The sequence below is a fragment of the Marivirga sp. genome (assembly GCF_051117495.1).
In the GTDB taxonomy this organism is placed as follows: Bacteria; Bacteroidota; Bacteroidia; order Cytophagales; family Cyclobacteriaceae; genus Marivirga.
Genome location: NZ_JBNPEF010000028.1, coordinates 201,339 through 213,592 on the forward strand (window position 1 = coordinate 201,339; position 12,254 = coordinate 213,592).

Consider the following 12,254-nt stretch of genomic DNA (forward strand, 5'->3'; position numbering starts at 1 on the left):
AATGAGGAATGGGAAGGGGATTTTGGAAGACAATTTTATTGCCCGCTAGCCCCCGAAGGGGGAATTAAGCACGGATTAAATATTTTGCTATATTTGTATTATGAATGAGGAAGAAGTAAAAAATAAATTAAAAGAGAACAATCTTAATTGGAATGACTTTATGAAATGGATGCAGGGACAGACTATTTCTACAGATAAAGAAGGGAATGCTAAGTTTTTTACTTATGATGTGAATAGATTTATAAGTCAGTCTAATTAAAGATGAAAGAATAAGGACACGCGCTAAGAAGCGCGCGCCAGCGATGATAATTCGTGCTTCAATTCTTGATGTCTTTTAAATAAGTGTGGATCATGATTTTTTTTAATGCAGATATAATGTTCTATTTGCCACATCTCTACATTTAATTTTTCAATTTTCTTCTTTAATTTAATCTTAGAGATGTATTCCTTTATCCAATAATTATATATTCCTTGAGCCCATGAATATGCATAAACCAAAGTCATTATTAATATTCCCCATTGCTCATTGATTATGGTGGTGTAAATCCAGAACGGTTGACCTAAAAAGCCTAAAATATATCCCCACCTCTTCCACTCTTCTTTTCTTGATACAAACCAAATTGCGGAAGCTCCAAATATCATTATTGCTATCTGTGAAATCATGATTAAAATATTTTAGTTTGAATATTTACTGAATGTGTATTGTTTAGCAAGCCATAACTATAGCCATACTGCAGTTTACCTAGTCTTAGATTTATGGATGGCCCAATTTCAAAGTAATTAGGAAAGGCTGAGCCTTGGAGGCCACCATAAAGATTCCATCTGGGTAGTTTGGTGATTTCTACTGTTTTGGTGATAGTTCCGATTTTGGTATTATTGATTTGTGGGATTTTAACATCTCCTGAAAAGGATATTTGTTCTAAAAATCCGCTTACATCTGCCGACCAGATAATATTTCCAAAATCCATAGCGTACATGCCAGTATAATGGCGTAGGCTATCAGTTCTATTTTTGATAGGAATTGAGACTTGAACATATTCGGGTTTATAAATGGTGTCGTTTAATGGAAATGGAATCCATATAGTATCATTCATTTTTACATAATTCCATGTAGTGTCTGAAATGGTGATTTTTTCACGCTCAATCAGTGCATTACGACTGCAATCGTTTAGAAAGAACGTCATGATAACTATGATTATTACTATGTATAGGAGGTCTTTAAGGTTCATTTTATTAGTATTTGTGCATTTGTTCAGGTGGTTTCATTTCTGAATATCTATTGTCTGATTTTTGACTATGATTTTGCTTTATAGATTGCACTACCTGATTAGTGGAAAATCCTACTGCTCCGCCTGCTACGACTATCCAAGCAATGTCAGGAAATACCTGATTAGCGGTTGGATGCTCTTTTTTCACGGAAGCAGTAAAAAGTATCATGAACAGTAAAAATGTTAAACATGCTAAAATGCTTACTTTTTTACTTGATAATTTGCCGTCTGCTCCTTCTAGTGAAGCTGAAAACCATTTTATAAATTTCATCTTTTATAGCCTTCAAATTCGAAATGAGGTAAGTCCATGAAATTCTGATCGCTGATAATTTCGCCATCTCCGTCCCAATTTCCGCCCCATCTAAAAATTATACCTAATTCATCAGCACATGAAAGGATTACTCCTGCAATTAATATTAAGTGGTCTTTATCCCAGGTGGCTTGACGATTTACCCAGCCATAAATATCGACTGCATTGGATGGTTTTTTATTGTGTTCACTTTTCTTATTAACTCCATCAACATAAGTAATGATATGACCGGGTTTCGTTCTTCCTTGTGAATATAATTCTTGCTGTTCTTCGACTGATCTGTGTCCTTTTGATATGCCGAAATCTATAGGGCTTCTTTGAATAGCTAATTTCATTACTTGCTGAATTTCTTCTCTGCAAGTTGATAGCTTTTTTATTGAGGTGCTTCCAAATCGATACATAGTCTTAATTTTTACCTTCTAAAAAATATTTTGCATTAGAGAATAGGTTGATTAATTCTTTAGATTTATAGTTTAAAAATGCTTTTTCCTTTGTTGTTAGTACTCTCGATTGGTGCTCTCTTTGGATTATTAGCAAAACCAAGGTATCAGCCACCCAATCTATTTTTGAAATGAAAAATTCAACTCCATAGCCTGTGTTATACATTAATCTTAGACCATTATTTTTATCAAAAGTCTTGGTTACATCATCTATATGTACATAGTCTTCATCAAGCACTTTATTTATAATTGGAAACCAATCAAAATCAATCTCCCTGTTTTTCCATTCATGCTTTATTTTAGGAATTATTGAGTCTTTTCTATATTCAGATTTTATAGTTATTTTCTTGTCATTAATTTCATTCATTGCCTTTCCGCTATCATGAATGGCGGTTATATGCACATAGCTACAATTATAATCCTGTCCAATATGAATCACATTATTATAGATTTGCTCTACATTTTTAAAGCTGTTGACTGTATGTCTTCGATCAGAACTTCTTTTCTCATTTATTTTGTATTGTGTATATTTATTCCATATAAATTTTGCTAACCCTATAGTTCCTGCAGAGCTAAATAAAATCTTTAATAATGCAATCCAATCATTTGTAGTCATTGATTTGGGGTTTTGGTTATCCTAGGTAAATATTTGAATCTTCGTTTTGCTCATAGCTTGAATCTCCGCCTATTGGTGTGTAATAGTCGGATTCGTAATAAATTTGGAATAATGTTTCTTTAGCATTGCTGTCTAAATATCGCTTTGCTATATGCAATGAGTTATTACCTATCGCCATAAGGCTATTATGCTTCATCCTGAATAAGTCAGGATTTACAGGCGTTTTGCTTTCGCCTTCAGAAGACTTGCTGACTACTGAAATTGCATCATTCTCAATAATAATAGGGAGATGCTTCATGGCTTCTGCTAAGGTCAGGTTTGCAAGTGCTACTCTTAGATGTTTTAAGACTGTTTTTTCGTCTGAATTAGGCTCTTCTTTAGTGGCTATATTTTCTAAGAACTCAAAACCTACTTCATCGACTATGGTGGTATTTTCGATATAATCGAGGTATTGTCTTAATGCTTGGAATGTTAATGGGCTTCCAGAAATAGAGGCTAAGTCATCAAATTTCTTATAGTCGGAAATCAAAAGGCTGTAGCTTTTGATTATGGAGTTATCCCAATTGCCTTCACCTGAAAGCATCACTAAAAGCTGATCAGTTGCTATTAGTGCATTTTTAAGCAGATATTGACGGGCTTCTTCTTTTTGATAGCGATAAGCTGATTTTTTGGAGGTATCTTCATTTCGCTGAACTCCTGTATCACTGATTGATACTTGAATGATGTCAATAGCTGTTCCAAAAGTCTTGTTAATGATTATTGTACGACATTTATCAATGATTTCCTGCCTTTTTTCTTCCTGCTCAGCTGGTAATGCCGGGTTAGGGTCATTTGTCAGATAATCGTAATAGATTTGACCTAAAATATCAATTTTTAGGCTGTTTTCTTGAATAGTGAGTTCAGGCTTTACTTTTTTGAAGGTGAAAGCAGCGGTTAAACTTACATAATCTTTAAAATCTATATTTTCAGTTACTAATTTCATGATGCTTGCTGCTGATTTTCCTCTAATGGGTCTGATTCTCTATTTTCTTCTACTGTAGGTGCTTTGGAAGGCTTTTCTTCTTCAGCTGGTGGTCGCTTTGAGCGAATGGTGTAGATTTGACCATCCCTGCCAAATTCATTATACTCAAAAGCGAATTGGTAAGGGCTTAGCACTATATCTTGATGTGGCTTAATTATATTTTTGTAAATATTGTAAGCCACTCTCTTATCTGAGCCACTTCCGCCTGTTCCTTGACTGCCTGGTTGCTGACCTATAATGGTTGGATCCATTCCGAGGGCATACATTAAATGAGAGCTTGCTTCGTTTGAATCTTCGATATGAATTCCTGATTTAAGCTTATTGTCAATTGCAGTAATAGTCCAGCCCGGATATTCCTTCTGAAATTGCGGATCTGAAAATTTAGTTATCATTAGAGAGTTACCAGCGTTTTCACTGCCCTTCATAAACTTTTCAAAACGCTCTAATTCCTTCTTTTGAATCTTGATTTTTTCCTTACCCGCTAATTTGTTGAAATCAGGGTATTTCCATTCCCACCATGCTGAGGCTACCTCAATCATGTATTTCATGGTGATTTGGTTCTTAAATAGCGCCTTTTTAAATACAGGAATAGCAGTAGCCACCTCTAACCAACCAGATTTACGGACACTTTCCCAATCTGCTAAAGCATAGAAATTTTCTAACTCAGTTGGGTATGATAGCGGGTATATATACTTATAAGGCTTTTGAGTTAATAGATCCTCCTTAGTATCATAAGGATTCATTGCATCTACAGCAATCACTGATTTATGCTGCTCATTGAATGCGTTTTCCCACTCAGCTGATATATAGCATTTACGGACAATCCCTTGATTATCCTGTTCTGACCACCTGCATTGAGGGGCTTTCTTGAACTCTATTGATTTGATAGTCTTTCTATCAACAGATAATACTATCTCAGGGAATGCATTAAAGAACCAATATATATCTCTATAAGCTTTAATAAGGTTAGTAGATACTCTATTTGCCCTTAGCCATTTCTCTACTACTGGGTCATAGCAGGTTTTAAACTCTACTCCCTTAGCAGTCTCTTGATATATACCATACTCAATACCCTGGTCATAAGCTATTCGGCTCTGCTTATCTATAGTGGTAGCAATGATACCATTGGCTCTACCTTCTTTGAGTGCTCGCTGAGGGAATAAGTTATCAATACCCCATGGGATAACCTTACCCATCTTATCGGTCACATCTTTACTAACCTTTAAATGTGTAGGTCTTTCCTCTTTGGTTCTAACGATAGTCTCTAATTCAGAGGAATAACTAACGTTTGCAGTATCATTAATAACTATACTCATATCAATCTATGACCATTTATATCTTTAATAAGGAATAAGTGCACGGTTATGGTGCGCTTATTGGGTAGGTTAAACTTTCGAATAGGATCTGGGTAATAATGTCCATCGCATTGGATGTCATCATAGTGAATGATTTCACCGCCAGTCTTACGGTTCTCATCTGCAGTGCAGAAGGTAGCTGAAAACTTCTGGCCTGAATCAATGACATCTAAAGCTTCATCCATTTGCATTGTTAACATGCAAGCAATTAACTATTGATTCATCACGATTCGGAAGACAATTTTTAATAAAAATATTTTCTCATTCGTATATGCTTTAAAAAGCTACGCAATTGCTAAAACTCCACAGAACATGGTCGGGGCACACTCTGACACGTTTATCGGCTTTCGGGTTGGTTGCTATACTAACTATTTGTATAACAACTATATATATAAAATTTTTTCTAATAGATTACATCTATGAAAGAAGGCATGTTCACAAGCTTATCTGAGAAGAGATCTACCACATGCATATCACATGTATCGGAAAAGTGGGTAGCTTCTTCTTGCGGAATGAGCTCGTTCTTTTCGCTGCTTTTGTTTTTTTCGATTCCTGTCTTTCCTTCTTTGACTGGGGCGTTTTCCATGCTGACCAGTGCATCTTTACAGTTATCCAAATTGAATTGAATATCTGGCATGTTGGGTTCTTCTTTTTTAAGGATCTTATTCCAAAGCAAATATTTATTCTGATGGCTCATTGCAGCGCCCTTGGTTGCCATTTCTACGGTCCAGCCGTTTTTTTCTAAAATCTTAGCGAACTGCTCAGCATAAGTTTCTTTTGAATTTGCTACACGGCTATTCCCTGTGTGGTCATACAAAAAGCGTACATGCTTCTCTGGATGGTGACGGTAATAGTCGCAAAAGTCTTGTGCTAAATCATCAAGGTTTTTAGGATGCTTGACATATAGAGATTTTAAAAACCTTAAAATATTTTTGATATCATCATACTGAGAAACAGTGAGGCAGTTTATTTTTGCTCCCCAATCGGCTGCAATGGTGAGTGGCTTCAATGGTGCTACATCTGAATCCCAGCGGGAATCGGAAGATTGCACTACTGATGAATCCCAATCATGACCTTGCATAAAGGTATTATTGTTGGTATTTTTATAGGTGTGCTTCTCTCGGCTGAGGGCTGGATAAAATCCTTCGTCTGTTTGCTCCGGATAGTAGTTCAGGATTTCCACTAAGAATTTGAATTCGGTTAAATCCCTTCTTTGTGATTGTATGTATTTTATTCCGACATTTTGAATATTGTCGAATATATCGAACTCATTATAAAATATACCTCCCTTTGATTTGCTTGCAAACCACTTGATCTGTGCTTTTAGCTCTATGATTTCTTTCCAAAGAAGCTTTCTTTCTTCTACTATTTTGGTATCAATAAACTTAAGCTGATTTTTAACCAGTCTCTTTTTAATGGATTTATAATCTATGCCTTTCTTTTCGTAATATTTCGCATAATCAAATAGCCACTTTCCCTGTGAACCGTAGGCCATGGAAGAAAAGAGGAATAAACCATGATGATAAGGAAGGTGTTTGAAAAATTGGTCGTTTCCTCGGTTGGTGGCCAACACGTTATCGCCTAATCTCTCACGATTTAACAGCAAGGCTTCATCTCCAATTACGCCATCAATGTTTAGACCACGGGATGAGCCACCGTTTGGATCTAAAGAAACCAAATGGAAACCACAACCATTGCGGAAAATCATATAATGTTCGTATGTACCAGGTGCTTCGAAGGGTTTTGAAAATCCTGAATTTGCTGGCGGTCTTTTCTTTATGTAGTAATCTACATTTTCATGATAGCCAAAATATTCTAATGCTCTTTTTGTAGAAGGCAAAGTTCTGGTTAAGATTTGCCTATAGGTTTCGCCCACTATTGTCCAGCTGGAGCGTGGCATAGTTTCCACCACCATTTTGATGAGCCATGCAATAATAAATGACTTACCGGTACCACGGGACCAGAAACTCATGGCCACTAATACCCTGTTAAGATGGATAACTAATAATTCTTGGGCTCTATTAAGCTTTATATTATTAACCAGCTTCATCTTCTTCCTCTTCTTCCATTAAAACTGACTCAATATCAATGGTATTCAAGCCTTCTTTGTGGATGGTATCGGCTATGCTGTTGAAATCATCTTCATTTAGCTCGTGGATTTTGTTCATATCCACCGCTTTTCGAGTGCCTTCACCGCTATTAATGACCAATACATTGGTGATTTGCTGTGGTTTTTCCTCTGGTGTGTCGGGTAATTCGGCTATAATCTTATTAAAAGTATTCAGGGCTTTAATGTATTGCTCTAAATCTTTATCCCTCAATGCCCATCGAATGGCTTCGATTGCCATATCCATCGCCATTTTTTGTTTGACGGACTTTTTAACAGTGAATGCATTGCCATAAAGCTTTTGTGCTTCTGATATGTCATGATAGGCCGTAACCAAAGAAATACCGAAATGGGCCTTCATCTTCTTGGCGGTTTCGGCTTCGGTATTGGGGTAGCCTTCTTTGTCTTTGGTCATGATGGACATGGCCATGTGATAGCGTTCTAAAATATGCTCTTCTGTTTCGGTCAATACAATACCAGGCTTTTGGCGGAGATACATTTCCAATTTCTCGGTTGTGCTTCCTGTAAATTTCCTGACTGCAGGGCGTGTCTCTTTACGCTTCGCCATAGGTGAATGATTTTAATATTTCTTCGATGTTTTTATTTTCCTGAAGTCTGCGGTTGACTTCAACTGACTTGCCTTTATTATTTTGGTAGCGACTGCAGTACGCTCGATTGCTCATAAGCTTAGTGGCTAATTCCAGTCCATTTCCTTTCAGCTCATAGTTTACTTCTCTGACGTGCTCTTTATCCTGCTTGGTATGGTAGATGTTTTGAATTCGCCTTTGTATGGTTTTGATTTTGATGGCTACGGTGTATCTATCCGATTTACTTGGTAAGTGCCACAGCTGCGAACGCATCATGTCCCGTTCTTTCATCAACTTGACCACGGTCTTATATAATTTCTCTGGGAGTCCTTTATATCTACCGACTTCCTGTTCATCTTTCGGGTTTTCAACTATCGACTGTAGTTCCTTTAGGGCTTTGAGTAGCTTTTCTTTAGTGAATTGGGATTCACCAAAGCTTAGCATTGTCTTTAATCCTGAATCATGTCCCAGTTTTTCGTAGAGTTTGGCACCTGTCCAATAATCCTGGTCGCTTTCTAACCAATCTTTTACAGATAACTTCATAAATCGAAGTTAGCGCAACGCAATTGCGTATCTGAAGACATTATTAACAGCCCCCTAGCCCCCGAAGGGGGTTGGGTAATTGCTGGATTGAGAGTGATTTACATTTAATCGAAAATCACAAGCGAGACGCTTGCGCTAGTGGTACTATTTTTTATTATAGATATGAATTAAAATCCGTGCTTAGTTCCCCCTGTGGGGGTTAGGGGGCTAAAAAAAAGCCCCGACATTGCCGGGGCTTCACACAATAATAAGAAGTCGACCAAAACTACTTATTTGTTGGCAGGAGCATTTTTATTTGAAGACTTTTCCTTAAGGTAAGGAAAGCCCGCTTTTACTAGTTCGTCTGCTTTTTTCAAAGTAAGTGCTGGAAGGTTTACGCTTACACGCTTACCGTCTATCAATTTCACTCTATGTAGCTGAGTAGGTTGTATAGTACAATCGTACTTCTCTGCTACTTCAGCTCGCAATTTAGGTAAATTTTTATTTGAATCGCTCATTATACTATTGGTTTTTCAGTGACAACTCCTTCATATACGTATAATTTACCGAAGTTATTCACGGTAAACGTAATTCCTTTCTTATCAGAAGAAAGTGTTCCGGTTGCTAAAGCATGCGTAATTTCAGCAGGTAACATTTCACTACCTATTTGAAGGATAGTACCATCCAAATTCTCGAAAAGAATAATCCACTCATCATTTTTCGCTTCATCCGCAAATTCTAAAGCTTCAGCTCCTAATCCTGGATAAAAGAATTCAGCAGTTTTACTTAGTCCTCTTGAATCCATTTCACCTGTAATTTCAGATGAAATACTGGCAGTATCCTGCGTTGCATAAATCTGGATAAATCCATCCGCAACATCAAACTCGTGATCATCAGATATTCTGATTTTATCACCAGGATTAACAGGAGGATCCACAGGTTTTGCAATTGATGTAAAAGTCCGTTTTGGAGCCATCCATGCCCGTGTAGTTACACCCGGTGAATTATCTTTGTTTTGCCTTGATAATTTTTTATAATCGTATGCCATGGCTTATTTCACTTTAGAGATTGCGCCTGATTCTTTTTCAACCAAAATCTCTTGAAGTTTTTTGTCCTTCAAAATTTCTTTGGCTTCTTTTCGTTCTTTATTGATTACCAATGCGGTAACATTTAAGCGATACTTTTGCCCTTTCACGGTGAATTCGGGCTTGCTTACCGCTTCCTTTTCTTCTTGAGCTTTCACTTTCTCCATCAATTCTTTGATGGTGGTTTTGTGCTGAGCATCTGACTCTTTCAGCTCTTTATTTTCTTTTTGAAGCTTTTCTATTTCTGCAGAAAGCTCCTTTTCTTTTTTATTATCAAACATCTTTTTAAGATTAAAATTGAAAAAAGCACCGACCGAAGTCGGTGCCAATAATTTATGGTTGGTCGTTCACGTAAAGCACTTCCAAATCCGCATAGTTGAAAGTCAACTGGAAGTTGGTGATGGCTTTGAAACCGTGAAGGGTTTTCACCATGTTTCCAACTGCTTCCATATCGGAAACCTGATCCGTACCAAACACTAAGTTGCCTGGCTTAGTCATCATGATACGTCTGCTTTCATTCATCCAAGTTACTGGCTGAACCCACAATCTTCGGTTTGTATTTTTCAGGTAGAAACCTTCGCCTTCCTGAACATCTACTCCGCCAATTCCTTTACCAGACCCGAACTCTTTGTTCACGTTGGTTACTAGATCTTCTACAGAAGCATGGGAAGCCCAAGCAATCATGCCACCATTTTTCTTTTGCGCTTCAGGAATATTTCCCCATTGCGTTTTATATGCTTCATAAGCGGTGGTGTCATCATAAGAACCGGTTACGATAGCATCAAATCCGTTGGATGCTGCCAACTCATTGGCTAATACAGTACCAGGACCATCGAACAATACTTTGTTGTCCACATCAGTCCATTTTGCACCTGCAGATTCAGGAGATTCACCCGCTGCAGTAATGTCAACTGCTTCATAAATGATTTCTTTGTAGTAAACCAAATCACCTACTGCATATGCAGTTCCGTTGTCCCACTCTGCAGGCTCATCGTGATACTTGGCTAAGTACAAGTTATCATTGATTTCTTGTGCCAGCTTTTTGAATTCTTGCATCCAAACCCAAGCAGTAAAAGGGATTTGATCCGCATTTGGTGCTAACTGCTCACTCATGAATGTTTTTCTTAAATCTTGGATTTTCATCTCAAAGATTTTCATTCCGTAGTGAGGGGTTAGCTTACGCTTCGTCCAGATTCTTTTGCCTTTGGCATTCTCAATGGAAGTATTCAAAGGACGAACACCGTCTTCCACTGTCATTTTATTTAAGTCCATTTCTGTTCTTAAATTTCTGATGACACGGATTCGAGGATCGTTGAAAATTTCCAGTGTGTTCAAGAACTGCGAAATCAATTCAGGAGCATATTTTCTTAAATAGCCCTGAATTGCGGAAATATCATCATGTAAATTTTTTGTTACTGGCATGATTAATTCAATTTAAAGTTGGCGTTCATTTTAGATTTCTTTTTAAACTCTCTGGTTTCAATGTCAGTCTGAGTCAAGAATTCTTCTTCCTCTTCTTCATCCTGCTTATCGGCATTAGCTTTCGGCTTGGTGTGGATTGCTCCCGCTTTTTGACCGTACTCCTCAGCTTTTTGCTCTGCAGCTTCTTTGTCTGCAGTAAGCGTTTCGATCTGCTTGTCTTTCTCAGCAATGGAAGCTTCCAATTCTGTGATTTTAGCAGTTTTTTCTTCTACAGTGCTTTGCAGCTCTGTCACCTTTGCTTTTGAAGCTTCCTTAGCGGCTTCGCTTTGGCTGGCTTCTTTTTTCAAATTTTCTACCTCTTCGGTAGTCATTGAAATTTTTCCGTCCTCGGCTTTTTCTTTGCCGGTTAAGAAACCCATTAAACTCATGTGATTTTGATTTAAGTTAGAATTATGATTTGACTGGTAGCCATTTACATTGTTGGCTTTCAATTCTTTTTCATGCTCTTTTATGAGCTGTAATGTTTTTTTGACTGCATCCTCGAAGGTTCCGATTGCATCTACTAAGCCGTATTTATTGGCTAGTTTATTATCGAAGGTCTCGCCTGTCCAGATGGGAGCATCTTCGGAAACTCTATCTCCTAAATTATTTTTGACTGCCTGATGAAATTCTACTGTGATTTTGTCCAGTTCATTAATGATTTTGCTTTTCTGCTCATCGGTGAGCGGCTCAATAGAATTGATGCGGGCTTTGTCTTCTGATTTGGTGCTTCGGAAAATGGTTACCTCACCCACATTTTCTTTTATCCATTCGGATTGATTGATGTGCATATAAAGTGTACCGATACTGCCAATGGTATTATGATTCAACTTATTAGCCATTCGGAATTTGGAGCCTGATCCTGCCCATACTGCAGCACTGCAATACATTCCGTCTATGAAAGTGAGGTTTGGCTTTTTAGAATTTAATATATCGTTGGCAAACTCTGGGGTTCCGTCCACAGTGCCACCACCTGAATCAACTAATAATATCCAAGCTTTGTGATTTTCGGATTTATTAACCCTATCAATCATGTAGGAAATATCCTGCATGCCGTAACTGCACATGTCGCCACGTTTGGTCATCCCTCCAAATAAAGGAATGACGGCTATTTGCGGATGTCCTTTTACTTCAGGGATACCAGGTAAAGAATCAGATCCTTGTAATTGGATGTTTGCCCCGATTTTTCGTTTCTGAAAAGCGGAAAAGTCTTTTCCATTGCTTATCAAGCGCAAAGCCAGTGGCTTCACTTTTTCGAAGAAGTCGGGTTCTATTGCCCAGAATTTTTGAGATATTAGTTCTATCATGCTTACTCTTTACAGTGCCGGCTTAATGCGACATTGTAAAGATGATTAAGCGATAGTTGGGATTGGAAGACAATTTTACAGCCCCCCAGCCCCCGAAAGCCCCCTAACCCCCAAAGGGGGAATGGGGAAGTGCTGGATTGGCGGTGATTTACTTTTAATCGGTGGACACGCGCTA

17 protein-coding genes are annotated in these 12,254 nt (G+C 37.7%); 1 reads left to right on the top strand and 16 read right to left on the bottom strand.

Annotated elements, in window-relative coordinates; all coding sequences use genetic code 11:
* Positions 1-100 precede the first annotated feature (100 nt).
* On the top strand, positions 101-259 hold the full coding sequence (locus ACFE0M_RS15410) for a hypothetical protein (RefSeq protein WP_434546675.1): 159 nt from the start codon (positions 101-103) through the stop codon (positions 257-259).
* Between the two features lie 23 nt (positions 260-282).
* Here ACFE0M_RS15410 and ACFE0M_RS15415 read toward each other — a convergent pair whose 3' ends face one another.
* From ACFE0M_RS15415 to ACFE0M_RS15490, 16 genes are all read right to left on the bottom strand, one after another.
* Positions 283-663 carry a hypothetical protein gene (locus ACFE0M_RS15415; protein WP_434546676.1) on the bottom strand — a complete coding sequence of 127 codons (381 nt, stop codon included), beginning with the start codon at positions 661-663 and terminating at the stop codon, positions 283-285.
* Between the two features lie 2 nt (positions 664-665).
* The gene (locus ACFE0M_RS15420; RefSeq protein ID WP_434546677.1) at positions 666-1,184 is read right to left on the bottom strand and encodes a hypothetical protein; all 519 of its coding nucleotides are present in this window, start codon (positions 1,182-1,184) and stop codon (positions 666-668) included.
* A gap of 49 nt (positions 1,185-1,233) precedes the next feature.
* Positions 1,234-1,539 (bottom strand): hypothetical protein, encoded by a 306-nt coding sequence (locus ACFE0M_RS15425; RefSeq protein WP_434546679.1) that lies wholly within the window; start codon positions 1,537-1,539, stop codon positions 1,234-1,236.
* Complete coding sequence (locus ACFE0M_RS15430; RefSeq protein ID WP_434546680.1) at positions 1,536-1,979, bottom strand: M15 family metallopeptidase; 444 nt, start codon at positions 1,977-1,979, stop codon at positions 1,536-1,538. Before ACFE0M_RS15430 ends, ACFE0M_RS15425 begins: the two co-directional genes overlap by 4 nt.
* Positions 1,980-1,983: 4 nt before the next feature.
* On the bottom strand, positions 1,984-2,634 hold the full coding sequence (locus ACFE0M_RS15435) for a hypothetical protein (RefSeq protein ID WP_434546681.1): 651 nt from the start codon (positions 2,632-2,634) through the stop codon (positions 1,984-1,986).
* Between the two features lie 16 nt (positions 2,635-2,650).
* A complete protein-coding gene (locus ACFE0M_RS15440) occupies positions 2,651-3,616 on the bottom strand; it encodes a DUF6712 family protein (protein WP_434546682.1) in 966 nt (321 codons plus the stop codon).
* The gene (locus tag ACFE0M_RS15445) at positions 3,613-4,971 is read right to left on the bottom strand and encodes a hypothetical protein (protein WP_434546683.1); all 1,359 of its coding nucleotides are present in this window, start codon (positions 4,969-4,971) and stop codon (positions 3,613-3,615) included. The genes ACFE0M_RS15440 and ACFE0M_RS15445 overlap by 4 nt, the downstream gene beginning before the upstream one ends.
* Positions 4,968-5,210 carry a hypothetical protein gene (locus ACFE0M_RS15450; RefSeq protein ID WP_434546684.1) on the bottom strand — a complete coding sequence of 81 codons (243 nt, stop codon included), beginning with the start codon at positions 5,208-5,210 and terminating at the stop codon, positions 4,968-4,970. The genes ACFE0M_RS15445 and ACFE0M_RS15450 overlap by 4 nt, the downstream gene beginning before the upstream one ends.
* Before the next feature lie 203 nt (positions 5,211-5,413).
* Positions 5,414-7,060 carry a hypothetical protein gene (locus ACFE0M_RS15455; protein WP_434546685.1) on the bottom strand — a complete coding sequence of 549 codons (1,647 nt, stop codon included), beginning with the start codon at positions 7,058-7,060 and terminating at the stop codon, positions 5,414-5,416.
* Positions 7,047-7,685, bottom strand: a complete 639-nt coding sequence (locus tag ACFE0M_RS15460) for a hypothetical protein (RefSeq protein ID WP_434546686.1) — start codon at positions 7,683-7,685, stop codon at positions 7,047-7,049. The genes ACFE0M_RS15455 and ACFE0M_RS15460 overlap by 14 nt, the downstream gene beginning before the upstream one ends.
* On the bottom strand, positions 7,672-8,247 hold the full coding sequence (locus ACFE0M_RS15465) for a hypothetical protein (protein WP_434546687.1): 576 nt from the start codon (positions 8,245-8,247) through the stop codon (positions 7,672-7,674). Before ACFE0M_RS15465 ends, ACFE0M_RS15460 begins: the two co-directional genes overlap by 14 nt.
* 269 nt (positions 8,248-8,516) lie before the next feature.
* Positions 8,517-8,744 carry a hypothetical protein gene (locus tag ACFE0M_RS15470; protein WP_434546688.1) on the bottom strand — a complete coding sequence of 76 codons (228 nt, stop codon included), beginning with the start codon at positions 8,742-8,744 and terminating at the stop codon, positions 8,517-8,519.
* Positions 8,744-9,274 carry a hypothetical protein gene (locus ACFE0M_RS15475; protein WP_434546689.1) on the bottom strand — a complete coding sequence of 177 codons (531 nt, stop codon included), beginning with the start codon at positions 9,272-9,274 and terminating at the stop codon, positions 8,744-8,746. Before ACFE0M_RS15475 ends, ACFE0M_RS15470 begins: the two co-directional genes overlap by 1 nt.
* 3 nt (positions 9,275-9,277) lie before the next feature.
* Positions 9,278-9,592, bottom strand: coding sequence for a hypothetical protein (locus ACFE0M_RS15480; protein ID WP_434546690.1), 315 nt, complete (start codon positions 9,590-9,592; stop codon positions 9,278-9,280).
* Between the two features lie 52 nt (positions 9,593-9,644).
* The gene (locus ACFE0M_RS15485) at positions 9,645-10,733 is read right to left on the bottom strand and encodes a hypothetical protein (RefSeq protein ID WP_434546691.1); all 1,089 of its coding nucleotides are present in this window, start codon (positions 10,731-10,733) and stop codon (positions 9,645-9,647) included.
* 2 nt (positions 10,734-10,735) lie between these two features.
* Positions 10,736-12,079, bottom strand: coding sequence for a S49 family peptidase (locus tag ACFE0M_RS15490; RefSeq protein WP_434546692.1), 1,344 nt, complete (start codon positions 12,077-12,079; stop codon positions 10,736-10,738).
* Between the last annotated feature and the right edge of the window lie 175 nt (positions 12,080-12,254).

Coding starts and splice junctions, on each gene's coding strand:
- ACFE0M_RS15410 (WP_434546675.1), top strand. CDS start 101: ATGAATGAGGAAGAAGTAAAAAATAAATTAAAAGAGAACAATCTTAAT.
- ACFE0M_RS15415 (WP_434546676.1), bottom strand. CDS start 663: ATGATTTCACAGATAGCAATAATGATATTTGGAGCTTCCGCAATTTGG.
- ACFE0M_RS15420 (WP_434546677.1), bottom strand. CDS start 1,184: ATGACGTTCTTTCTAAACGATTGCAGTCGTAATGCACTGATTGAGCGT.
- ACFE0M_RS15425 (WP_434546679.1), bottom strand. CDS start 1,539: ATGAAATTTATAAAATGGTTTTCAGCTTCACTAGAAGGAGCAGACGGC.
- ACFE0M_RS15430 (WP_434546680.1), bottom strand. CDS start 1,979: ATGTATCGATTTGGAAGCACCTCAATAAAAAAGCTATCAACTTGCAGA.
- ACFE0M_RS15435 (WP_434546681.1), bottom strand. CDS start 2,634: ATGACTACAAATGATTGGATTGCATTATTAAAGATTTTATTTAGCTCT.
- ACFE0M_RS15440 (WP_434546682.1), bottom strand. CDS start 3,616: ATGAAATTAGTAACTGAAAATATAGATTTTAAAGATTATGTAAGTTTA.
- ACFE0M_RS15445 (WP_434546683.1), bottom strand. CDS start 4,971: ATGAGTATAGTTATTAATGATACTGCAAACGTTAGTTATTCCTCTGAA.
- ACFE0M_RS15450 (WP_434546684.1), bottom strand. CDS start 5,210: ATGTTAACAATGCAAATGGATGAAGCTTTAGATGTCATTGATTCAGGC.
- ACFE0M_RS15455 (WP_434546685.1), bottom strand. CDS start 7,060: ATGAAGCTGGTTAATAATATAAAGCTTAATAGAGCCCAAGAATTATTA.
- ACFE0M_RS15460 (WP_434546686.1), bottom strand. CDS start 7,685: ATGGCGAAGCGTAAAGAGACACGCCCTGCAGTCAGGAAATTTACAGGA.
- ACFE0M_RS15465 (WP_434546687.1), bottom strand. CDS start 8,247: ATGAAGTTATCTGTAAAAGATTGGTTAGAAAGCGACCAGGATTATTGG.
- ACFE0M_RS15470 (WP_434546688.1), bottom strand. CDS start 8,744: ATGAGCGATTCAAATAAAAATTTACCTAAATTGCGAGCTGAAGTAGCA.
- ACFE0M_RS15475 (WP_434546689.1), bottom strand. CDS start 9,274: ATGGCATACGATTATAAAAAATTATCAAGGCAAAACAAAGATAATTCA.
- ACFE0M_RS15480 (WP_434546690.1), bottom strand. CDS start 9,592: ATGTTTGATAATAAAAAAGAAAAGGAGCTTTCTGCAGAAATAGAAAAG.
- ACFE0M_RS15485 (WP_434546691.1), bottom strand. CDS start 10,733: ATGCCAGTAACAAAAAATTTACATGATGATATTTCCGCAATTCAGGGC.
- ACFE0M_RS15490 (WP_434546692.1), bottom strand. CDS start 12,079: ATGATAGAACTAATATCTCAAAAATTCTGGGCAATAGAACCCGACTTC.